General features: G+C 64.6%; 21 protein-coding genes. 7 read left to right on the top strand and 14 right to left on the bottom strand.

Annotation, left to right across the window (positions count from 1 at the left end; translation table 11 throughout):
• Positions 1 to 19 precede the first annotated feature (19 nt).
• The 3 genes from cimA to cysS form a co-directional block, all read right to left on the bottom strand.
• Positions 20 to 1618, bottom strand: coding sequence for a citramalate synthase (cimA, locus tag AC0L23_RS06325; protein ID WP_018459349.1), 1599 nt, complete (start codon positions 1616 to 1618; stop codon positions 20 to 22).
• Positions 1615 to 2124, bottom strand: a complete 510-nt coding sequence (locus tag AC0L23_RS06320; protein ID WP_085385796.1) for a GNAT family N-acetyltransferase — start codon at positions 2122 to 2124, stop codon at positions 1615 to 1617. Before AC0L23_RS06320 ends, cimA begins: the two co-directional genes overlap by 4 nt.
• Positions 2125 to 2239: 115 nt before the next feature.
• The gene (cysS, locus tag AC0L23_RS06315; protein ID WP_085352745.1) at positions 2240 to 3622 is read right to left on the bottom strand and encodes a cysteine--tRNA ligase; all 1383 of its coding nucleotides are present in this window, start codon (positions 3620 to 3622) and stop codon (positions 2240 to 2242) included.
• Between the two features lie 291 nt (positions 3623 to 3913).
• Here cysS and AC0L23_RS06310 point away from each other — a divergent pair, with 291 nt between their 5' ends.
• Positions 3914 to 4219, top strand: a complete 306-nt coding sequence (locus AC0L23_RS06310) for a hypothetical protein (RefSeq protein ID WP_026233782.1) — start codon at positions 3914 to 3916, stop codon at positions 4217 to 4219.
• A gap of 131 nt (positions 4220 to 4350) precedes the next feature.
• Entirely contained in the window at positions 4351 to 5544 is a 1194-nt protein-coding gene (locus AC0L23_RS06305) for a DUF2865 domain-containing protein (protein WP_085352744.1), read from the top strand.
• 207 nt (positions 5545 to 5751) lie between these two features.
• On the opposite strand, the gene AC0L23_RS06300 is transcribed toward AC0L23_RS06305, so the two are convergent.
• From AC0L23_RS06300 to AC0L23_RS06290, 3 genes are all read right to left on the bottom strand, one after another.
• Positions 5752 to 7509 (bottom strand): NAD+ synthase, encoded by a 1758-nt coding sequence (locus AC0L23_RS06300; RefSeq protein WP_473356802.1) that lies wholly within the window; start codon positions 7507 to 7509, stop codon positions 5752 to 5754.
• A 91-nt stretch (positions 7510 to 7600) separates the two neighbouring features.
• Entirely contained in the window at positions 7601 to 7954 is a 354-nt protein-coding gene (locus tag AC0L23_RS06295) for a diacylglycerol kinase (RefSeq protein WP_085352742.1), read from the bottom strand.
• Between the two features lie 4 nt (positions 7955 to 7958).
• Positions 7959 to 9347 carry a class II 3-deoxy-7-phosphoheptulonate synthase gene (locus tag AC0L23_RS06290; protein ID WP_085352741.1) on the bottom strand — a complete coding sequence of 463 codons (1389 nt, stop codon included), beginning with the start codon at positions 9345 to 9347 and terminating at the stop codon, positions 7959 to 7961.
• Positions 9348 to 9526: 179 nt separating this feature from the next.
• Here AC0L23_RS06290 and AC0L23_RS06285 point away from each other — a divergent pair, with 179 nt between their 5' ends.
• Positions 9527 to 10423 (top strand): alpha/beta hydrolase family protein, encoded by an 897-nt coding sequence (locus AC0L23_RS06285; protein ID WP_085362159.1) that lies wholly within the window; start codon positions 9527 to 9529, stop codon positions 10421 to 10423.
• 7 nt (positions 10424 to 10430) lie between these two features.
• On the opposite strand, the gene AC0L23_RS06280 is transcribed toward AC0L23_RS06285, so the two are convergent.
• Positions 10431 to 10694, bottom strand: coding sequence for a hypothetical protein (locus AC0L23_RS06280; protein WP_085352740.1), 264 nt, complete (start codon positions 10692 to 10694; stop codon positions 10431 to 10433).
• Between the two features lie 186 nt (positions 10695 to 10880).
• Positions 10881 to 12365 (bottom strand): aldehyde dehydrogenase family protein, encoded by a 1485-nt coding sequence (locus AC0L23_RS06275; RefSeq protein WP_085385795.1) that lies wholly within the window; start codon positions 12363 to 12365, stop codon positions 10881 to 10883.
• A 112-nt stretch (positions 12366 to 12477) separates the two neighbouring features.
• Between AC0L23_RS06275 and AC0L23_RS06270 the strand changes: the two genes are divergently transcribed.
• A complete protein-coding gene (locus tag AC0L23_RS06270) occupies positions 12478 to 13560 on the top strand; it encodes a substrate-binding domain-containing protein (RefSeq protein WP_085352738.1) in 1083 nt (360 codons plus the stop codon).
• Between the two features lie 31 nt (positions 13561 to 13591).
• Here the strand turns inward: AC0L23_RS06270 and AC0L23_RS06265 are convergent, their stop codons facing one another.
• A complete protein-coding gene (locus AC0L23_RS06265) occupies positions 13592 to 14167 on the bottom strand; it encodes a hypothetical protein (protein ID WP_166517741.1) in 576 nt (191 codons plus the stop codon).
• A gap of 157 nt (positions 14168 to 14324) precedes the next feature.
• Between AC0L23_RS06265 and AC0L23_RS06260 the strand changes: the two genes are divergently transcribed.
• Entirely contained in the window at positions 14325 to 15263 is a 939-nt protein-coding gene (locus AC0L23_RS06260; protein ID WP_473356801.1) for a LysR family transcriptional regulator, read from the top strand.
• A gap of 22 nt (positions 15264 to 15285) precedes the next feature.
• On the opposite strand, the gene AC0L23_RS06255 is transcribed toward AC0L23_RS06260, so the two are convergent.
• The 5 genes from AC0L23_RS06255 to AC0L23_RS06235 form a co-directional block, all read right to left on the bottom strand.
• Positions 15286 to 15870, bottom strand: coding sequence for a TIGR00645 family protein (locus tag AC0L23_RS06255; protein ID WP_018459361.1), 585 nt, complete (start codon positions 15868 to 15870; stop codon positions 15286 to 15288).
• A gap of 33 nt (positions 15871 to 15903) precedes the next feature.
• Positions 15904 to 16539: a TerC family protein gene (locus AC0L23_RS06250; protein ID WP_085395854.1), complete on the bottom strand. Its 636-nt coding sequence runs from the start codon at positions 16537 to 16539 to the stop codon at positions 15904 to 15906.
• Positions 16536 to 16898: a hypothetical protein gene (locus AC0L23_RS06245; RefSeq protein WP_026233786.1), complete on the bottom strand. Its 363-nt coding sequence runs from the start codon at positions 16896 to 16898 to the stop codon at positions 16536 to 16538. Before AC0L23_RS06245 ends, AC0L23_RS06250 begins: the two co-directional genes overlap by 4 nt.
• A 2-nt stretch (positions 16899 to 16900) precedes the next feature.
• Complete coding sequence (locus AC0L23_RS06240; protein WP_473356800.1) at positions 16901 to 17374, bottom strand: tellurite resistance TerB family protein; 474 nt, start codon at positions 17372 to 17374, stop codon at positions 16901 to 16903.
• A 437-nt stretch (positions 17375 to 17811) separates the two neighbouring features.
• On the bottom strand, positions 17812 to 18192 hold the full coding sequence (locus tag AC0L23_RS06235; protein ID WP_018459365.1) for a nuclear transport factor 2 family protein: 381 nt from the start codon (positions 18190 to 18192) through the stop codon (positions 17812 to 17814).
• Positions 18193 to 18359: 167 nt separating this feature from the next.
• Between AC0L23_RS06235 and AC0L23_RS06230 the strand changes: the two genes are divergently transcribed.
• Together AC0L23_RS06230 and AC0L23_RS06225 are read left to right on the top strand one after the other, a co-directional pair.
• Positions 18360 to 20117 (top strand): MOSC domain-containing protein, encoded by a 1758-nt coding sequence (locus tag AC0L23_RS06230; RefSeq protein WP_473356799.1) that lies wholly within the window; start codon positions 18360 to 18362, stop codon positions 20115 to 20117.
• 15 nt (positions 20118 to 20132) lie between these two features.
• Positions 20133 to 20729 carry a redoxin domain-containing protein gene (locus tag AC0L23_RS06225; RefSeq protein ID WP_026233787.1) on the top strand — a complete coding sequence of 199 codons (597 nt, stop codon included), beginning with the start codon at positions 20133 to 20135 and terminating at the stop codon, positions 20727 to 20729.
• Positions 20730 to 20772: the final 43 nt, after the last annotated feature.

The following is a 20772-nucleotide window of genomic DNA, read 5'->3' as shown; positions in this document are numbered from 1 at the left end:
CGTTTGTGGCACCGCCGCCCTACGCCGGCGCGCCCGACTTCACCAGCTTGTAGATCACCGAATCCATCAGCGCCTGGAACGAGGCGTCGATGATGTTGGGGGACACCCCGACCGTGGTCCAGCTGTCGCCGTTCTCGTCCTCGCTCTCGATCAGGACGCGCGTGACCGCGCCGGTGCCGCCGTTGAGGATACGCACGCGATAGTCGATCAGCGTCAGGCCTTCGATATATTTCTGGTACTTGCCGAGATCCTTGCGCAGCGCGACGTCGAGCGCGTTGACGGGACCGTTGCCTTCGGCCGCCGAGATCAGATGCTCGCCGGCGACGTCGACCTTGACCACCGCCAGCGCCACGGTGACGCGTTCGCCATGCGAATTGTAACGCTGCTCGACATTGACGTCGAACTGCTCGACCTCGAAATAGTGCGGCACCTTGCCGAGCGTGCGCCGCGCCAGCAGCTCGAACGAGGCGTTGGCGGATTCATAGGCGTAGCCCTGCGCCTCGCGCTCCTTCAATTCCTCGACCAGCCGCGACAGTTTCGGATCGCTCTTCTCATAGGCGATGCCGGCGCGGTCGAGCTCGGCAATGACATTGGAGCGGCCGGCCTGATCGGACACCAGCACCTTGCGATGATTGCCGACCAGCTCCGGCAAGACATGCTCGTAGGTCTGCGGATCCTTCAGCACGGCAGAGGCATGGATGCCGGTCTTGGTGACGAACGCGCTCTCGCCGACATAGGCCGCATGCCGGTTCGGAACGCGGTTGAGCATATCGTCGAGCGTGCGCGACACCTTGACCAGGGTCGCGAGCTTCTCCGCCGTGACGCCGATCTCGAACGCGTCAGCAAACTCGGCCTTCAGCTTCAAGGTCGGAATCAGCGAGCAGAGATTGGCATTGCCGCAGCGCTCGCCGAGGCCGTTCAGCGTGCCCTGGATCTGCCGCGCGCCGGCGCGCACCGCGGCGAGCGAATTCGCCACCGCCTGCTCGGTGTCGTTATGGGCGTGGATGCCGAGATGATCGCCGGGGATGTGCTTCGTCACCTCGGTGACGATCGCTTCGACCTCGTTGGGCATGGTGCCGCCGTTGGTGTCGCACAGCACCACCCAGCGCGCGCCGGCTTCATAAGCAGCTTTCGCGCAGGCGAGCGCGAAACCGGAATCCTCCTTGTAACCGTCGAAGAAATGCTCGCAGTCGAGCATCACCTCGCGGCCGGCGGCCTTGGCTGCTGCGACGCTGTCGCGGATCGAGGCGAGGTTCTCCTCCTTCGTCGTCTCCAGGGCAACGCGCACCTGATAGGCCGACGACTTCGCCACGAAGCAGATCACGTCGGCCTTGGCCTCCAGCAGCCCGGCCACACCGGGATCGTTGGAAACCGAGCGCCCCGCTCGCCGCGTCATGCCGAAGGCGGTGAAGCGCGCATGCGAAAACTTCGGCTTGGTGCCGAAGAACTCGGTGTCGGTCGGATTGGCGCCGGGATAGCCGCCCTCGACATAGTCGATGCCGAGTTCATCGAGCATCTGGGCGATGATTTGCTTGTCGGTCAGCGTGAAATCGACGCCGTTGGTCTGCGCGCCGTCGCGCAGCGTGGTGTCGAACAGATAGAGGCGCTCCTTGCTCATTGCAGCGCTCCCGACGCGGGTCCACTGCCGAGCGTCTTCTGCATGGTGGTGTTGGCCAGCCATTCGTCGTTGACAGTGATGCTGTTGCGCTGCATGGCGACATAGCCGCGCTTGGCGAAAAAGCCCTGCGCGTTGTCGCTGGCATCGACCGTCAGCTTGTCGGCGCCGCGGCCGCCCGCAAGCTTTTCCAGCGCATCGACGAGCATGGTCGCGAGGCCCTGCCCGGCCACGGCCGGATGCACATAGAGCATGCGGATATGATCCTTGCCCTGCAGCGAGGCAAAACCCACCGGTGACCCCTCCAGCGTTGCGATCAGCGTCAGGTCGGAGGCGAGCCCCTTGCCGAACTCTTCGTCTTCCGCCGACGCCATCCAGGCCTGTTGTTGGGCCTCGCTATAGTCCTCGCCGGTCAGCTCTTCGATGCTGGCGGTGAAGATCGCGGCGAGAACCGGCACGTCCTCCGGCAGGAAGGGCCGCAAGCCAGGCTTTGGGAGTGCTTGTGCCATCGTCTTCACCACATCCCATAGAGTTTCAGCGCCAGCGCCACGGCAGCGCCGAGCAGCAGGATTTTCAGCGCGATGTAATAGAACCAGTGCCGCGGAAAAGGCGTGTCGGGCCGCTTCATCGTACGACCTCCCACGTCGTCCCTTCCTTGGAATCCTTGATCGCAACGCCCATCGTGGCGAGCAGATCGCGGATACGATCGGACTCCGCAAAGTCCTTGCGCGCACGCGCGGCCGTCCGCTCCGAGATCAGGCGCTCGACTTCCTTGGCATCGACGCCGCTCGCCTGCTGCTTGCGTCCTTCCCACTGCGCGGCACTCTCGGAGAGAAAGCCGAGCAGACGCAACGAACCCGCGAGGGCACCAACATCGCTGCCGCGCAGCCCATGCAGCGCCGCGATCGCCAGCGGCGTGTTGAGGTCGTCGAGCAGCGGCTCGACCAGTGAGGGGGCGGGCTTGCCGGATGCGACGTCAGCCGCAACCCGATACCAATCGTCGAGCGTCCTGGCGCTCTCCTCCAGCGACTTCATCGTCCAGTCGATCGGCGAGCGGTAATGCGTCTTGAGCATATTCAGGCGCAGCACTTCGCCCGGCCAGTCCGCGAGCAGCTCGTGAATCGTGACGAAGTTGCCTAGCGATTTCGACATCTTCTCGCTCTCGACCTGCAGGAAGCCGTTGTGCATCCAGTAGTTCGCCATGCGCTCCCGGTGGAAGGCGCAGCAGGTCTGCGCGACCTCGTTCTCGTGATGCGGAAACACGAGATCGATGCCGCCGCCATGGATGTCGAAGTGCTCGCCGAGATGCTTCCAGGCCATGGCCGAGCACTCGACATGCCAGCCCGGGCGCCCCTGCGCGGCGACGCCGGCGGGTGACGGCCATGACGGCTCGCCGGGCTTGGACGGCTTCCACAGCACGAAGTCGGTGTTGCCTTTCTTGTAGGGCGCGACATCGACGCGGGCGCCGGCAACCATCTCGTCCAGCGAACGATTGGACAGCGCGCCATAGCGCGGCAGCCCGGCATCGGCCGCGTTCATCGCCTGCGGCGAGAACAGCACGTGATCCTCGGCAACATAGGCAAAGCCGCCGGCAACCAGCCGTTCGATGATCTCGCGCATCTCGCCGATATGCTCGGTGGCGCGCGGCTCGACGCTCGGCCGCAGCGCGCCGAGCGCGTCGACGTCAGCGTGAAACTGTTTGCCGGTTTGCTCGGTGACTTTCCGGATCGCCTCGTTCAGCGGCAGGCCGGGGAAATCCCGCGCGGCGCGGTCGTTGATCTTGTCGTCCACGTCGGTGATGTTGCGGACATATTTGACGTGCGCCTCACCGTAGAGATGGCGCAGCAGCCGAAACAGCACGTCGAACACGATCACCGGCCGGGCATTGCCGATATGGGCGAAGTCATAGACCGTCGGTCCGCAGACATACATGCGGACGTTCTTGGCATCGAGCGGCACGAAGGTGCGCTTTTCCCGGCTCAGCGTATCGTAAAGGCGCAATTCCATAAGGATACCCGTCGGCTGTTGGCCGGGCGTCCAGTGCTCTCAATGGTTTTGAGAAAAGACGGCTCCAGCCAGCGAATCGCTAGCTCGTAATCTCGCGGCAAATGGCGCAAATGACGAGGAGACCGTTCATGACGGAACATATGGGCTATGAGGCGGCCCCGCGTCAAGAGAGCCGCGAAAACGCCGTCTTATCTCCGCAATGCGCAGCCGCCGCGCGCAGATGGTTCATCTCCTTAACCATTTGAGCCCATTCTGGAACTGGCAGTTCACATTTTTTGCCCCGGTGTTTTCATGCGATCATTGCTCGCGCTCATGTCCTGCGCCTCCATCCTTGCGGCGTCCAGCGCTCTCGCGGAGACCCGCGTCTTCATCATCCCGAACCAGGCGGACGGCTACGGCGTCGATCAGTGCCTGGCCAAGAGCGACAAATGCGGCGCGCAGGTCGCCCGCACCTACTGCCAGTCACGCGATTTTGCCCAGGCTTCGGCCTATCGCCGGGTCGATCCCGACGAAATTACCGGCTCTGTCCCCAAATCCGGCGCAAACTGCTCCCATGGCCATTGCGACGAATATGTCGCAATCACCTGCCAGCGCTGAATTCGCTCGGAACTGGCGTACCTTAGGCCCAATCGCTGGCCTCTGAAACGACGTGACGATGCCGCAGGAAGCGGCTATGGGAGGGCGCGCTCCGGCCTCCCCACATCACGCCTGGCCGTGACCTCGCTAGAATGGCGGATATGCCTGAATTTATGTCTCTCTCCCGTGCTCGCTCGATCCTTGCCTCTGCCGTGCTCTTCAGCACGGTTGCGCTCGCCAATAACGCGTTCGCACAGGCCGGCCCGCCGGGACCGCCGCCTCAGTCCGGCCAGAACGGGCTCGGACCCAACCCGATGTGCGCGCGCCTGGAAGGTCAGCTCGCCGGTCTCGATCGTGGCGGCGGCGGTGATCCCGCGCGCGAAGACCAGATCCGCCGCTATCAGGAATCTCAGACCAAGCAGCAGGCCGAGCTCGATCGTGTCACCATGCAGGCCAAGCGCATGGGTTGCGATTCCTCCGGCTTCTTCTCGCTGTTCAGCGGCCAGTCGGCGCAATGCGGTCCGGTCAACACCCAGATCCAGCAGATGCGCGCCAATCTGGACCAGATCACCGGCAATCTCGAACGCCTGCGCGGCGGCGGCCCCGGCGGCTTTAGCCCCGAGCGTGACAACCAGCGCCGCTCGGTGCTGGCAGCGCTGGCGCAGAACAATTGCGGCCCGCAATATGCCAACGCGGCGCAGTCGCAAGGCGGCGGCAATTTCCTGAGCAATCTGTTCGGCGGCAACAACCCCAACAATCCGCAAGGCGTGCCGCCTTCCGATCTCGGCCCGCAATCAGGCACCTATCGCACCGTGTGCGTGCGCACCTGCGACGGCGCCTACTTCCCGGTCTCGTTTGCGACCGTGCCGGCGCGCTTCCCCGACGACGAGAAGACCTGCAAGGCGCTGTGCCCGGCCGCCGAGGCCGTGCTCTACACCCATCGCAATCCCGGTGAAGACATGAACTCCGCGGTCTCCACCAGCGGCCAGCCCTACACGGCGCTGCCGACCGCGTTCAAATTCCGCAGCGAGTTCAACCCGTCCTGCTCCTGCAAGGCCGCGGGCCAGACCTGGGCGGACGCGCTCAAATCGGCCGACGACAAGGCGTCGGCCGAACAGCAAGGTGACATCATCGTCACCGAGGAGAGCGCCAAGAAAATGCAGCAGCGGCAGCTCAACAAGGGCACGCCTGCCGCCAATGGCAAGAAGGGTGCGGCTCCGGCACCGACGACTGCTGGCGCCCCGGCAGCAACGCCGCCGGCGGACACCGGCACCCCTGCGACGCCTTCCGAGAACAAGCCGATCCGTTCGGTCGGCCCGAGCTTCCTGCCGCAACAACAGAAGTAATAGCCCTTCCCTTCTCCCCTTGCGGGAGAAGGTGGCGCGAAGCGCCGGATGAGGGGTTCTATCCGCTCACATGTGCACATGAGTACGCGGAGATAGACCCCTCACCCGAATGAGTTCGCTTCGACAGCGGAGCTGCCCTCTCCCGCAAGGGGCGAGGGCACAATAACGCCGATCTCGGTTGCGGAAACGGCAGCGCAAGCGCCAGCCTCACCCCTCAAACGCGTCGATCGAGGCTTTGCTCCCACGCGAGACCAGCGTCTCATCCGGAGCGGCGAGCTGCTCGCCTTTGTCGCGAAAGCGGTTGGTGATGGGATAGCGGCGGTCGCGGCCGAAATTCCTGGCTGTGACCTTGACGCCGGGCGCGGCCTGGCGGCGCTTGTATTCGGCGACGTTGAGGAGATGGTCGATGCGGGTGACCGTCTCGCGGTCAAAGCCCGCGGCGATGATTATATCGAGCGGCTCTTCGCGCTCGATGAGACGCTCCAGGATGGCATCAAGCGCGTCGTAAGCCGGCAACGAATCCTGGTCGGTCTGGTTCTCGCGCAGCTCCGCGGTCGGCGGACGCGTGATGATGTCGGGCGGGATCACCTCACCGGCCGGCCCCAGCGCCCCCTCGGGCTTCCACGAATTACGCAAGCTTGCCAGCCGAAACACCTGCGTCTTGTAGATGTCCTTGATCGGATTGAAGCCGCCGTTCATGTCGCCATAGAGCGTGGCGTAGCCGACCGACATCTCCGACTTGTTGCCAGTGGTCACCACCATCAGGCCGGTCTTGTTCGAGATCGCCATCAGCAGCGTGCCGCGGGTGCGGGCCTGGAGATTCTCCTGGGTGACATCGGGCGGCAGATTCTTGAAGACGCCGGACAGGATGGTCTCGAACCCGGTCACCGCTTCGGCGATCGGCAGCACCTCGTAGCGGATGCCGAGATGGCCGGCGAGCTCGCCGGCGTCCGCAATCGAGCTTGCCGCGGTGTAGCGATAAGGCAGCATCACGCCGTGCACCTGATCGGAACCGAGTGCATCGACCGCGATCGCCGCGCACAGCGCGGAGTCGATGCCGCCGGAAATGCCGAGCAGCACGCCGGGAAAGCCATTCTTGGCGACGTAGTCGCGCAAGCCCAGCACGCAGGCCGCGTAGTCGGCGTAGTCTGCCTCGGGCTGCGCGGCGATCGGCCCGGTGCAACGCCAATCGTCGCCGCTTCTCGTGAAGTGCAGTGTGGTGATGCTCTCCGCGAACGCCGGCAATTGCGCTGCGAGCGAAAGGTCGCCGTTGAGCGCAAAGGAGGCGCCGTCGAACACCAACTCGTCCTGGCCGCAAACCTGGTTGAGATAGACCAGCGGCAGACCGCTCTCGGTGACGCGCGCGACCGCGACCGACAAGCGCACGTCGGCCTTGTCGCGGGCGTAAGGCGAGCCGTTCGGCACGAGGATGATCTCGGCGCCGGTCTCGGCCAGCGTCTCGGCCACGTTCTCATAGTCCTCGGACTCCTCAAGCCAGATGTCCTCGCAGATCGGCACACCGACGCGCACGCCGCGCACGGTGACGGGGCCGGCGGCAGGCCCGCGCGAAAACAGCCGCTTCTCGTCGAACACGCCGTAATTCGGCAGATTGCATTTGAAGCGCAGGCCAGCGATACGGCCGCCATCGAGCAGCGCGCAGGCATTATAGAGCCTGCCCTCCTCGACCCAGGGCGTGCCGATCAGCATCGCCGGCCCGCCATCGGCGGTCTCGCGCGCCAGCGCTTCGATCGCAGCGCGGCAGGCGGCCTGAAAGGAAGGCTTCTGCACGAGATCTTCCGGCGGGTAGCCGGCGATGAACAATTCCGGAAACAGCACGAGATCGGCACCGTCGGCGGCTGCCTGCACGCGCGCCGCGCGCGCTTTCGCGGCATTGCCCTCGATGTCGCCCATGGTCGGATTGAGCTGGGCGAGCGTGACCGCGAATGCGTTGAGACGTTCGGTCATGGCGCTCCGATCAGAGCATGATCCGGAAAAGAGTGAAGCGGTTTTCCGAAAAGATCATGCTGAAAAAACAGTTTAAAGCGCGATACGCGCTTTAAAGAAATCCCAATCGCTCGATGATGGCGATGATCCAGAACGCGCCGGCCATCAGCAGCGCGACACCGACCGCGGCCGAGCCCATGTCCTTGACCCGTCCGATCTGCTTGTCGTGATCCATGGTCAGCCGGTCGGCAAGCTTCTCGATCGCCGTATTGAGCAGCTCGACCACCAGCACGAACGCGACCGCGCAGATCAGCTCGACCGCGCGCATCGCGGTCGCGCCGACGAACCATGCAAGCGGCAGCGACAAGAGGAGCGCAACGATTTCCTCGCGGACGGCCTGCTCCGAGTGGAACGCAAAGGCCAGACCGTTACGGGAATTGATCGTGGCCTTCCAGATCCGCAGCAAGGTTCTAGAGCCCCGCTGCGGCGGGCATCGGCCTGATCTTGCCGGCGCGTTCCTGCTTCAGCAGTTCTGCGACCAGGAAAGCCATGTCGATGGATTGCTCGGCATTGAGCCGGGGATCACAGACCGTGTGATAGCGGTCGTTGAGATCCTCGTCGGTGATCGCGCGGGCGCCGCCGAGACACTCGGTGACGTCCTGGCCGGTCATCTCCAGATGCACGCCGCCGGCATGGGTGCCTTCCGCGGCGTGGATCGCGAAGAACGACTTCACCTCGGACAGGATGCGATCGAAGGGCCGCGTCTTGTAACCCGACGTCGAGGTGATGGTGTTGCCGTGCATGGGATCGCACGACCAGATCACCACTTTGCCCTCGCGCTTCACGGCGCGGATCATGTTCGGCAGGTGCTCGCCGATCTTGTCGGAGCCGAAGCGGCCGATCAGCGTCAACCGGCCCGGCTCGTTGTCGGGATTGAGCACGTCGATCAGTTTCAGCAGCTCGTCGGGCTTGAGCGACGGGCCGCATTTGAGCCCGATCGGATTCTTGATGCCGCGGAAATATTCGATATGGCCGTGGTCGAGTTGGCGGGTGCGGTCGCCGATCCAGATCATGTGACCCGAGGTCGCGTACCAGTCGCCAGTGGTGGAATCGACGCGGGTCATGGCCTGCTCGTAGCCGAGCAGCAGGGCCTCGTGGCTGGTGTAGAAATCGGTGGCGCGCAGCTCGGGATGGGCCTCGAGATCGAGGCCGCAGGCGCGCATGAAATTGAGCGCGTCGGAGATGCGGTCGGCCAATTCCTTGTAGCGGCGGGACTGCGGACTGTCCTTGAGGAAACCGAGCATCCACTGATGCACGCTGCCGAGATTGGCGTAACCGCCGGTGGCGAAGGCACGCAGCAGGTTCAGCGTCGCGGCCGACTGGCGATAGGCCATCAGTTGGCGCTGCGGATCGGGGACGCGTGCTTGCTTGGTGAAGGCGATGTCGTTGACGATGTCGCCGCGATAGCTCGGCAGCTCGACACCGTCGATCTTCTCCATCGGTGAGGACCGGGGTTTTGCGAACTGGCCGGCGACGCGCCCGACCTTCACCACCGGGACGGCGCCGGCATAGGTCAGTACCACCGCCATCTGGAGCAGCACGCGAAAGAAGTCGCGGATGTTGTTGGCGCCGTGCTCGGCAAAGCTCTCGGCGCAGTCGCCGCCCTGCAGCAGGAAGGCCTCTCCGGCCGCGACCCGCGCCAGCGCCTTCTTCAGATTGCGCGCCTCGCCCGCGAACACCAGCGGGGGAAAGGTCGCAAGCTGCGCCTCGACGTCGGCCAGGGCCTTGGCGTCGGGATAATCGGGCACCTGTAGCACCGGCTTGCTGCGCCAGGACTCGGGCGTCCACCGCTCGGACATCGCAATCTCTCCGTGAAGCAAAAAGCACAACCTGATCTGTGGGTTGCGAGGGTCGCCTTATACACAGGCTGGCCACCGGCCGCCAGTTGAAATCCGTCTGGCACTGCAAAGCCTTGCGGGGAAAGCCAAATTCGCATTTGCTGGGAAACGGCTTGGAAACTGGCAGATACCTTCGGTCCATGGACGCGGCACTGGACGACGTTTTCATCGACGAGATCAGCTTCCCGGCGACCGACGGGTATGCGCTGGCTGGCACGCTATTCCTGCCCCGCGGCACCAAACGTCATGCCGTGTTGGTCAATTCGGCGACTGCCGTCCCGCGAAAAATCTATCGCGGCTTTGCCTCCTATCTCGCCCATCGCGGCTGCGCAGTCCTGACCTACGACTATCGCGGCATCGGCGACTCCCGGCTGCCGGCGATGGTTGGCTACAACCAACCGAAATCGCTGGTCGGCTTCAAGGCCTCGATGTCGGACTGGGCCGCGCTCGACGTCACCGCCGCAGTGCACTGGATGCGCGAGCGCTACCACACTCTGCCCTTGGCCTATGTCGGGCACTCCTTTGGCGGCCAGGCGCTCGGGCTGATCGCGAACAACGCGGACATCTCGCGCGCCGCGTTCGTGGCCTCGCAGGCGGCGACCTGGCGGCTGATGACGTCGCCGGAAAAATACCGCGTCTTCGCCTTCATGAATTTTGTCGGCGTGCCGCTCGTCCACGCGCTCGGTTACGCGCCGGGCTGGGCCGGCATCGGCGAGGATCTGCCCAAGGGCGTCTTCCTGCAATGGGCCGAGTGGGTCTCGAGCCCCCGTTATCTCTTCGATTCAAAGCTGCCGGCGCTGGAGAATTTCGCCAGGTTCAAGGGCGAGTTGCGCACACTCTGCTTCTCCGACGATCCCTGGGCGACGCGGCCCGCGGTCGAGCTGCTTGCGAGCGGATTCACCGCAATCAAGCCGGAGGTAATCAACGTGAAGCCGTCCGACGTCGGCGCCAAGGCGATTGGCCATTTCGGCTTCTTCCGCCCCGAACATCGCGACACATTGTGGCGCGGCGTCGCGGAATGGATCCAGGGAGAATAGACAGTGCTTACCGGAGGATCGTGGTCAGCGACGAGTAGCGCTTGTTCGGCTTGGCTTCGCCCGGCGCGAATTGCGCAAACGCCTCGCTGACGCGGACCGCCGGCGGCGTATCGCCGGCGAAACGAAACTCCTTCGGCCGCGGCGCATAGAAGCTGGCGCTGTAATAAACGTCGTCGAAGCGCGCCTCGCCGATCCCGAACATTGCGTCGCACGCAAACAGAAGTGCGTAGACTCCCGCGATTGCGACGACGACCTCCCTGAGAACTGACATGCTGATGCCCCACCCTTTTGCAGGCAGGATGCACGCCGGTTCCAAAGCCGGGGTTTAAGGCCGCGCGGTTCTTGTCCGCACGGTTTGCCGCAGCTGAGCGGAATGCAGACAATTTTATCGATCTCGAAAAAGAGCCCGCCTGCACGGGTGGTCAGGCGGGCTCCAGGCTTGGCCACTCGGGAGGTATCAAACGGCCAGATTCATCCAGACCGCCTTGGGCTCGGTGAAATTGTCTAGCGCGGCGGTGCCGTGCTCGCGGCCGAGGCCGGAGTCGCGCTCGCCGCCCCAGGGCAGCCGCACGTCGGTATAGCCATAGGTGTTCATCCAGACTGTGCCCGCGCGCGCTCGCTTGGCGAAGCGCTGCAGCTTGCCGATGTCGCGGCTCCAGACGCCGGCGGCGAGACTGTAAGCCGTGCCGTTGGCAATCCGCAAAGCGTCGGCCTCGTCCTTGAACTTGATGACACTGACGACCGGGCCAAAGATCTCTTCCTGCGAGATCCGCATCTCGTGCGCGACATTCGCGAACACCGCGGGGCTGATGAAGTAGCCGCGATCGCCGACCTTCTCGCCACCGGTGACGAGGGTCGCGCCCTCCTTCCGGCCGATGTCGACATAATCGAGGACCGACTTCATCTGCTTCTCGGAGATGACGGGACCGAGCACCGTCTTGCGGTCGAGCGGGTCGCCGATCCTGAGCGACTTTGCGCGCGCCGCCAGCCGCTCGACGACCTCGTCATAGGCCTTCTCCTGCACCAGCACGCGGGAGCCGGCCGAGCAGACCTGGCCCGCATTGAAGAAGATGCCGGAAGCCGCAGCTTTCGATGCGGCTTCGAGATCGGCATCGTCGAAAATGACGTTGGCCGACTTGCCTCCCAGCTCGAGCGAGATGCGCTTGAAGTTGCTTGCGGCGCCCTTCATGATTCCCCGCCCGACACCGGGAGAGCCGGTGAAGGTGACCTTGTCGACGTCAGGGTGATTGACCAGCGCGTCGCCGACGACGCGGCCGGGGCCAGTGACGACGTTGAAGACGCCCGCCGGCAGGCCGGCTTCGAGCGCGAGCTCGGCGATGCGTAGCGCCGACAGCGAGGTCAGCTCGGCCGGCTTCATCACGATGGTGCACCCGCAGGCCAGCGCCGGCGCGAGCTTCCACATCCCGATCATCAGCGGGAAATTCCAGGGCACGATCGCCGCGACCACGCCGACCGGCTCGCGCACGGTGTAGGTCAGGGCATCATCGCGCACGGGCACGACGTCGCCGCTGATCTTGTCGGCCCAACCGGCGTAGTAGATCAGCGTGTCGACGGCGGCCGGAAAATCCTGCCGCGATGTCGCGGCGATCGGCTTGCCCGCATCGATCGACTCGAGTTCGATGATCTCCTCGGCGTGAGCCTTGAGCAGGTCTGCCCAGCGTAGCAGGATCTGGCCGCGCTCGGACGCCCGCATCGTGCGCCAGGGGCCTTCGAAGGCCCGGCGCGCGGCCGCTACTGCATGATCGACATCGGCCTCGTTGCCTTCGGCGACGATGGCGATGACCTGCCCGGTGGCCGGATTGAGCGAGTTGAATGTGCGACCGGAGCTCGCCGGGACGCGGCGACCGTCGATCAGCAGATGCTGCGGCCGGGACATGAACTCGGTGGCCGGCGAGTGTGCAAAGTCATATGCAACAGACATCATATTCCTCCAGTTCTGGTATACCAGACTAGGCGCCTGTGGACGGGAGTAAATATGATATGGATTGCAAATGGACGGCGGTCATATGAAATGTAGTTCATAGGGAGGACCAATGCTTCAGATCGAGATCGAGGCCGTCTGGCGGTTTCGCCGGGAGGGCAATCCGCGCACCGCCGTCATCATGCTTGGCGTCCTCAACGAGATCAGGAGAACCGGGAAGATCACCAGCGCGGCCAAGGATGCGCACCTCTCCTATCGCCATGTCTGGAATCTGATCGAGCAATGGTCGGAGTTCTTCGGCACGCCGCTGGTGGAAACCCAGCGCGGCAAGGGCTCGAAACTCACGCCGTTCGGCGAGCGGCTGGTGTGGGCGGGCGAGCGCATGCAGGCCCGGCTCGGACCTCAGCTTGAGAATCTGGCACAGGAGCTGGCGAGCGAGATCAAGCCGTTCCTCGAGCAGCGCCCGTCGGTGATCCGCGTGCATGCCAGCCACGGTTTTGCGGTCGCAAAACTGCGCGAATTCCTCGACCGCGAGCCCGGCATCGGCGTCGATCTGCGCTATGTCAGCAACCAGCATTCGCTGGTCTCGCTGGCGCAGGGCGCCTGCGATCTCTCCGGCCTGCATCTGCCGCACGGCGCGCTGCGCGCCCAGGGCATCAAGGCTGCGCGCGAATGGCTCGATCCGCGCGAGGATCGCATCATCAGCTTCGTCACACGCGAAATGGGATTGATGGTCGCGCGCGGCAATCCGCTGCGCATTGCTTCGCTTGGTGATCTCACCGGACCCAAAGTCCGCTTCGTCAACCGCGACCACGATTCCGGCACGCGGCTTCTGTTCGACCAACTGCTTGCGGCAAACGGCATCGACGAGAGCAGGATCAACGGCGCGCAGCAGATCGAATTCACCCACGCCGCGGTCGCAGCCTATGTCGCGAGCGGCATGGCTGATGCGAGCTTCGGCGTCGAAGCCGCCGCCCGGCATTTCGGCCTCGATTTCATCCGGCTCCTGACCGAGGATTATTTCTTCGTCTGCAAGCGCGCGTTCCTGGACACCGGGCCGATGCCACGCATCCTGGAGATCGTCCGCAGCGCCGATTTTCGCGCAGCCGTCGCCACCCTGCCCGGTTATGTGCCGTCGGACACGGGCACCGTCACCGGCGTGAAGGCGTTTCTGGAGATGCACGCCGTGCGATGATGCCGGAGGATGCCATCGCCTTCCGCGCCGGTCAGATCGCCGGCTCGCCCTTGAGCGCCGACATGACCCGCTCGCCCTGCGCGGTCAGCCGGTACGTCACCAGCGGACGGCTCGACGGCGGCTTTCGCGCGAGCTCGACGATGTAGCCGCGCACCATCAGGGCTTCGAAACTGCCGTAATAGCCGAACATGCTGATCTGGTTCTGCCTGAGCAGCTTGAACTCGCGCAAGAGCCGTATCTCGTTGCCCGACAGCAGCGACCGGCGCACGCGCCGAACGAACCGCGCGCGCTGCTCGAACCAGTTTTTATCCGGCAGTTCGTGCGAGGCTGGTGCGGGGGCCCGTTCGCAGGGACGCGCGTCCTGCGCAATCTCGACCATCACCTGCGGCAGGCACGGCATGCTGCTGGCGACAACCGCGTCCTTCGCAACGTCGAGCAACGCGAGCGGCCAGCGCCGCTTGTTGTCCACCATGACCGGCGGTGGCACGACGCTGTCGCGCACCAGCTGCTCGAAGCGTCCGGCGGTCACGCCGACATAGGCCGCCGCGCGACGGCGATCGACCAGACGCGTGTCCGGCGCGACCTCGCAAACAATGTTCTCGTTCACCGGAATCCCCTGGCGCCTCGTTGCGCATGGCATGGCGGCCCGACAGGACCGGCCAAGCCGGCGGCGAACCTAGGTGGGAGGAGCGCGCTCGAAAAGCACAGAATTTCGTACACGTTGATGCCGTTTCGGCAACGGCTATAGTCCGGCCGGGGGTCCCATGCGATTTCACTCACCAGCCATCCAGTACTTCCACGCCGTCCGCCGCACCGGCTCGATCCGGGCCGCTGCGCGCATGCTGAACGTTGCCTCGTCGGCCGTAAGCCGCCAGATTCTCAAGCTTGAACAGGAGGTTGGGTCACCCTTGTTCGAGCGCAATGCGCGCGGCCTGACGCTGACGACGGTCGGCGAGATGTTGGCCCGGCACGTCATGAACGTGCTCCAGGACCTCGACCGCTTCCGCTCGGACGTCGCGTCCCTGTCCGGGACGTGGCACGGCACTGTCAGCATTGCCTGCATCGAGTCGCTCACGGAGTCGGTGCTGCCGGACCTGATCGCCGCCCATCGTGGCCGCGCCCGGCGCGTCAGCTTCACCACCGAGGTGAAGGGATCGTCGGATGTGCTGGAGGCCTTGAGCCGCGGCGAGGCCGACATCGGCATCGCCATGGCGCTGCGCCATCCGCCGGATCTGCGCCAGGTCGCCTTGAAACGGTTTCGCCTCGGCGCGGTCGTGGCGTGCGATCATCCACTGGCGCGCGGCAAGACGGTCACGCTAACCCAATGTCTCGCCTTTCCCGTCATCCATGCGCTGCCGGAGCTGTCGATCTACCATCTGCTGCAGCCGCTGATCGCGCAGCTGTCCGAGACGCCGGAGCCGGCCATCCAGGCCAACTCGATCGACCTGATGCGCGAACTCGCCGCGCGCGGCGTCGGCGTCGCCTTCCAGACCCAGCTCGGCATCAGCAGGCTGTCGCGCGACAGCCGGCTCGTCTTCCTGCCGCTCGACAATGCCGGCAGCCCGGTGTGGTCAGATCTCGGCATCTACGTTCGCGCCGAGCGCACCCTCCCCGCTTACACGGAATCCTTCCTCCAGGAGCTGGTGCGCGAACTGGGCGAGCGCGAGCGGCGGGAAAACGCGGCGCATCCGCAGATCGCCTGATCAAACGCCGACGGTCTGACGTTCAGCCGTGGCCGGCTCCCTTGCGCTGGCCGCTATCGCCGAGGCGGTCGACCCAGGCGATGCCGATCGCGGAGATGATGAAGGTCAGGTGGATCAGCACCTGCCACATCACGCCGCTCTCGGTGAAATTGCTCCGCGTCGTGCCGAGATTGCCCGCCTCGATGAAGGTCCTGAGCAGCGAGATCGAGGAGATGCCGATGATCGCCATCGCAAGCTTGATCTTGAGCACGCTGGCATTGACGTGGCTGAGCCATTCCGGCTCGTCCGGATGACCGCTGAGGTTCAGGCGCGAGACGAAGGTCTCGTAACCGCCGACGATCACCATCACCAGCAGGTTCGAGATCATCACGACGTCGATCAGCCCGAGCACGACCAGCATGATCTGCTGCTCGCTGGCGTCGAACGAGTGCACGACCAGGTGCCAGAGCTCCTTCAGGAACAGCAGCACATAGACGGCCTGCGCGACGATGAGGCCGACATAAAGCGGGACCTGCAGCCAGCGCGAGCCAAAGATGAGTTGGGCAAACGGGCCGATTTGCGGCGCCGGCACGGAATCCGCCGAAGGTGCTTTGGGTTCGGACGTCATTGATCACTCCGGATGATGGACAGGCGCGTTGCCTCAGAGACTCGCGATCACAGGCGCGAGCTCGAGCGATCCGCGATAGATCATCTCGAAGGCGACGTAAACGATGATGGCGAGGCCGACATAGCCGATCCAGCGCTGCTTCTGGAGCACGCGGCCGAGCAAATCGGCGGCGACGCCCATCAACGCGACCGACAATAGCAGGCCGAAAGCGAGGATGTAGGGATGCTCGCGCGCAGCGCCCGCGACCGCGAGCACGTTGTCGAGCGACATCGAGACGTCGGCGGCGACGATCTGCACCGCCGCCTGCCTGAAGGTCTTTCGGGACGCAGGCGCAGCGCTGCTGCCGCCATGGCTGAACGCGAGCTCGTTCGCATGCGCGGACTGCTCGCGCAGCTCCCGCCACATCTTCCAGCACACCCAGAGCAGCAGCACGCCGCCGGCGAGCAATAGCCCGATCACTTGCAGAAGCTGGGTCGCGACGCCGGCAAAGACGATGCGCAGGGCGGTGGCGGCGATGATGCCGACGACGATGGCGCGCCGGCGCTGCTCGGCCGGGAGGCCGGCTGCGGCAAGGCCGATGACGACGGCGTTGTCGCCGGCGAGCACGAGGTCGATCAGGACGACCTGAAGCAGCGCGGTCAGCGCTTCGGTGGTGATGAATTCAGTCATGATTGGTCATTTTTCGGTGCGGACGGATCGAGCCAGTGCGGCTTCTTCCGCTCGACCCAATCCAGAACCTTGGCGCGCCCGGAGCGCAGCGCGGGCACGTCTTCCGCGAGCAAAGCGAGGCCGAGCGGTAGCATCCAGACGCCGAGCACCGGCAGGAAGGAGAGCACGCCGCCGACAATCAGCAGCGCACCCGAAGGGATTCTCACCCAGCGGCTGGATGGCTTGAGCAGATAGGTGACGGTGTCGCCCATGCGCGGCGGCAGGCGACGGACAAGCTTGTCGAGGCGCGGGTCGCCGCCAGCCATCTGGCCGCTAGCGCCCGCAGTCCCTGTCTTATCCTCGTCCGAAACTACGCTCATGCTTACTCCTCGGCGGCGATGCGGTGTTCGGCGCGCACTGCACCCGGCGTCACCTGCTTTGCGCGCGGCAGCACCAGCGTCAGCAGGCGCAACAGCTTGATCGCCTGCACTTCGTGGGGATGCACGTCCTCGTCTGCGGCCGCGACGCGCTCCGAAAGTTCCATCAAATGAGGCGACAGCGGCAGGTCTGAAACCGGACGCAAATTCTCGATCACCACATTGGCGAAATCCGGCTCCTCGAGTCGTTCAGCAAGCTCGTCGAACATCGCGTAGAGCCGGTCGTCCGAGAAATGCGGCGCCAGCTTGCGATCCCGGATGAACCGGACGACCTCGTCGCGTTCGACCGGCGAAACTTGCCGGTCGGCGACGGCAACCAGCGCGCCGACGATCACCAGTGCCACCGCAGCCTGCTCGTTCAGGCTGGACGGCTCGGTGATCTCGATTTCGATCGGATTTGAATGCTTGGCGTCGGACATCGTTGCTCCCTTATCTTGCGAAAGACCGCACGGAGCTGCGATGGGGACGATTCGGTCGGAGAGACTCTCAAGAAGGCCCGACGATCGGCCGATCCATCGCATTCGCGCGGGACAGGTCATCCGACATCACGAGGTTTTGCCGACAGCGTCGACTTCCTCGCCAGAGGGGCCCGGATTCTTGTTCGTTTCACACATAAAGATGGGGCTGTCGGAATCAAGACGACGCGACTGCGACCAGCCGCCGCATCGGGTTCCGTGTTGCCACATTGGCTAAGCAGTTCTGCGCGCTCCGCACCTGCGATCATGTCTTTTACTGTCATCGCCCGCGCAGGCGGGCGATCCAGTACTCCGAGACGCCCGTAGTTTGTCGAGAAGCCGCAGCGTACTGGATTCCCCGCCTGCGCGGGGGAATGACAGCGGAGTGCGGAGCACTCAGCCTACCCCACCCGCTCGACAAGATGCGCCCGCGAGGGCGACGGCTCGAACCTGTCGCCGAAATATTGAGTCTCGTGCGCCACGAGGCCGTCGCGGAATTCCATGATGCTCACTACGTAAGACGGCACCCCGTCATAGGTCAGCACGAATTCGCTCACCCAGAGATCGTTACTGCCGACGATCCGCCGAACCGTGAAGCGCTTCTTGTTCGGCTGCACGAACCGGCTCTCTTGAATCTTCCTGCGACCGCGAATGCGCTCGCCGGACTGCGGATAGTCGAGCACCGCGTCCTCGCGATAGATGTCGTGCTCGGCCTCGAAATCGTTCGCATCCGAAGCATCCCAATGGCGCTGGAGCGCGGCCAGCTTGCCCTGATCATCCATCGTGATCTCCCGTTGTACCGACTGCGTTTACGTTACGCATTTCAAATTGGCCTCAGGGCCGCCGGTGGCAAGGCTTGCTCGCAACGTCTAACAACGACTAACGAGCCAAAAACCCCATCCGATGCAATGATGACGGCAGAACCGCGCAGCCAGATCGGGAACACGCAATGGCACGTCTGCTTTCGGTCAATGTCGGCCTGCCGCGCGACGTCGCTTGGCAGGGTCGGACCGTCCACACCGGCATCTGGAAGGCACAGGTCACAGGCCCGCGCAGGGTGCGCCGGCTCAACATCGATGGCGACGGCCAGGGCGATACGGCCGGTCATGGCGGCGAACATCGTGCCGTATTCGTCTATCAGGATGAATCCTACCGGTACTGGCAGGAGCATCTGGGTCGATCGAACCTCGTTCATGGCCAGTTCGGCGAGAACTTTACGGTCGAGGGCCTCGCCGACACCAACGTGTGCATCGGAGACCGCTACAGGATCGGCTCCGCGGTGTTCGAAGTGACGCAGCCGCGCGTCACCTGCTACCGTCTCGGCATTCGCATGGACGAGCCGGACATGGCCGCGCTGCTCGTCAGGCACGGGCGGCCCGGATTCTATTTCCGTGTGATCGAGGAAGGCGACGTCGAAGCCGGTGACGAGATCACACAGATCGCTGTGGGACCCGAGCGCATGAGCGTGTTCGAGATCAATGCGCTGCTTTACCTGCCGCCTCATCCGCGCGAACGCCTGGAGCGCGCGCTGCGGATTCCCGCGCTGAGCCGCGGCTGGCGCCGTTCTTTCGAGGCGCTGCTCGAGCAGCAGAAGGACAACAAGACCGCGGGAAACGCCGGGGTTGGGCCGGCGGCGAGCCCAGCTCCGGCCTGGCGCGGATTCCGCTCCTTTCGCGTGGCGCGAAAGATCGCCGAAAGGGGCAACGTGACGTCGCTGATCCTCGAACCCGCCGACGGACATCCCGTGGCGGCCGCCCTGCCCGGTCAATTCGTCGTCATCAAGCTCGAGCCCTCCGGTGCGCAGGCGATGACACGCAGCTATTCGCTGTCGAGCGGCGCCGATGCCGCGTCCTATCGCGTCAGCATCAAGCGCGAAGTTCACGGCGCCGCCAGCCGTTACATTGCCGACGAGCTGCTGGCCGGCGCTGCCGTGCAACTAGGCGCGCCACGCGGCAGTTTCACGCTCCGGCAAGATGCACGCCCCGTCATCCTGTTGAGCGCCGGCATCGGCGTCACCCCTTTGCTCGCAATGCTTCACGCGCTCGCCGCCGAAGCGACGACGCGGGACGTGTGGTGGCTGCACGGCGCTCGCAATGGCCGCGAACATGCGTTCGCCGCCGAGGCGCGCGAATTGCTAGGTGGGCTCTCTCGTCACCATAGCCACGTCTGCTACAGCGCGCCTGACCCGGACGATCGTCTCAATGTGGCGTTCGACACAGCCGGACATCTCGACGCACGCCTGCTCCAGACCCTGAGCGTGCCGCGTGACGGCGATTTCTATCTGTGCGGACCGGCAGGTTTCATGAACGATCTGAAAGCTGGCCTCACCACGTTGGGCGTCGCACCGGATCGCATCCACACCGAATTGTTCGGCGCCGGACCATCCTTGACGCCCGGCATAGCGTCCTCCCCGCAGAAGCGGGCGCACCCGCCGATCGGTGCCCCCGGCCCCGGCCCGATGGTTTCGTTCGCCCGGAGTGGCCTCAATGTCCGCTGGGGACCATCCTATGCCAGCCTGCTGGAATTGGCCGAGGCGTGCGACGTCCCCGTGCGCTGGTCGTGCCGGACCGGCGTCTGCCACAATTGCGAGAGCGGGTTGATCGCGGGGACGGTTGACTGTGCGCCGGATCCGCTCGATCCGCCGGCGGACGGCAATGTCCTGATCTGCTGCTCACGACCCCGAAACGACGTCGTGGTTGATCTGTAAAAGTGGGAGAGCGCAATGCGACCTGACATGATGCCGGGAGTAACCTTCCCGGATTACGAACTCAGCGACCACACCGGCAAGCACCGGAAGCTCTCCGAACTGCAGGCGGGCGATCCAATGGTGCTCGTGCTCGGCCGCGGCGGATTTTGTCCCAAGGATCGTCGCCAGGCCGAAGGCTTGCTGCAACTCCATCGCGAGATGGAGGTGGGCTATTGCCGGATGGTCACGATCACGACCGACAACATCACCCAGACCAGCGAATATCGCAGCGGCGTCGGAGCGCACTGGCCCTTTCTCTCGGATTCGCGGCGCCTCGTTCAGAAGGATCTCGACATCGCCGAATACACCGACCCCGTCCATAATCCGATGATTCCGCACGTGATCGTGCTCGAGCCCGGCCTCGTCATTCACAAGATCTACAACGGCTACTGGTTCTTCGGCCGTCCAACCGTCGAAGAGCTCCGCCAGGACCTCAGGGCAGTCGGCATGAAGTGCCGGCCGGATTGGGACATCGCGGCGCCCGGCCTCAGGGCACTGTGGGACCAGGGCCGCAGGGAGCATTTTCATCCCTACGGCAAGGCTTACGTCGAAACTCTCGGCGAACGGGATTAGAACCACATTCCGACATCGTCCGCCCGGGCGAATGCCGGTTCGG

The organism is Bradyrhizobium sp. MI1.4 (assembly GCF_055811315.1).
This window is presented reverse-complemented; position numbering and strand designations above follow the sequence as displayed.

Coding starts and splice junctions, on each gene's coding strand:
- cimA (WP_018459349.1), bottom strand. CDS start 1,618: ATGAGCAAGGAGCGCCTCTATCTGTTCGACACCACGCTGCGCGACGGC.
- AC0L23_RS06320 (WP_085385796.1), bottom strand. CDS start 2,124: ATGGCACAAGCACTCCCAAAGCCTGGCTTGCGGCCCTTCCTGCCGGAG.
- cysS (WP_085352745.1), bottom strand. CDS start 3,622: ATGGAATTGCGCCTTTACGATACGCTGAGCCGGGAAAAGCGCACCTTC.
- AC0L23_RS06310 (WP_026233782.1), top strand. CDS start 3,914: ATGCGATCATTGCTCGCGCTCATGTCCTGCGCCTCCATCCTTGCGGCG.
- AC0L23_RS06305 (WP_085352744.1), top strand. CDS start 4,351: ATGGCGGATATGCCTGAATTTATGTCTCTCTCCCGTGCTCGCTCGATC.
- AC0L23_RS06300 (WP_473356802.1), bottom strand. CDS start 7,509: ATGACCGAACGTCTCAACGCATTCGCGGTCACGCTCGCCCAGCTCAAT.
- AC0L23_RS06290 (WP_085352741.1), bottom strand. CDS start 9,347: ATGTCCGAGCGGTGGACGCCCGAGTCCTGGCGCAGCAAGCCGGTGCTA.
- AC0L23_RS06285 (WP_085362159.1), top strand. CDS start 9,527: ATGGACGCGGCACTGGACGACGTTTTCATCGACGAGATCAGCTTCCCG.
- AC0L23_RS06280 (WP_085352740.1), bottom strand. CDS start 10,694: ATGTCAGTTCTCAGGGAGGTCGTCGTCGCAATCGCGGGAGTCTACGCA.
- AC0L23_RS06275 (WP_085385795.1), bottom strand. CDS start 12,365: ATGTCTGTTGCATATGACTTTGCACACTCGCCGGCCACCGAGTTCATG.
- AC0L23_RS06270 (WP_085352738.1), top strand. CDS start 12,478: ATGCTTCAGATCGAGATCGAGGCCGTCTGGCGGTTTCGCCGGGAGGGC.
- AC0L23_RS06260 (WP_473356801.1), top strand. CDS start 14,325: ATGCGATTTCACTCACCAGCCATCCAGTACTTCCACGCCGTCCGCCGC.
- AC0L23_RS06255 (WP_018459361.1), bottom strand. CDS start 15,870: ATGACGTCCGAACCCAAAGCACCTTCGGCGGATTCCGTGCCGGCGCCG.
- AC0L23_RS06250 (WP_085395854.1), bottom strand. CDS start 16,539: ATGACTGAATTCATCACCACCGAAGCGCTGACCGCGCTGCTTCAGGTC.
- AC0L23_RS06245 (WP_026233786.1), bottom strand. CDS start 16,898: ATGAGCGTAGTTTCGGACGAGGATAAGACAGGGACTGCGGGCGCTAGC.
- AC0L23_RS06240 (WP_473356800.1), bottom strand. CDS start 17,374: ATGTCCGACGCCAAGCATTCAAATCCGATCGAAATCGAGATCACCGAG.
- AC0L23_RS06235 (WP_018459365.1), bottom strand. CDS start 18,192: ATGGATGATCAGGGCAAGCTGGCCGCGCTCCAGCGCCATTGGGATGCT.
- AC0L23_RS06230 (WP_473356799.1), top strand. CDS start 18,360: ATGGCACGTCTGCTTTCGGTCAATGTCGGCCTGCCGCGCGACGTCGCT.
- AC0L23_RS06225 (WP_026233787.1), top strand. CDS start 20,133: ATGCGACCTGACATGATGCCGGGAGTAACCTTCCCGGATTACGAACTC.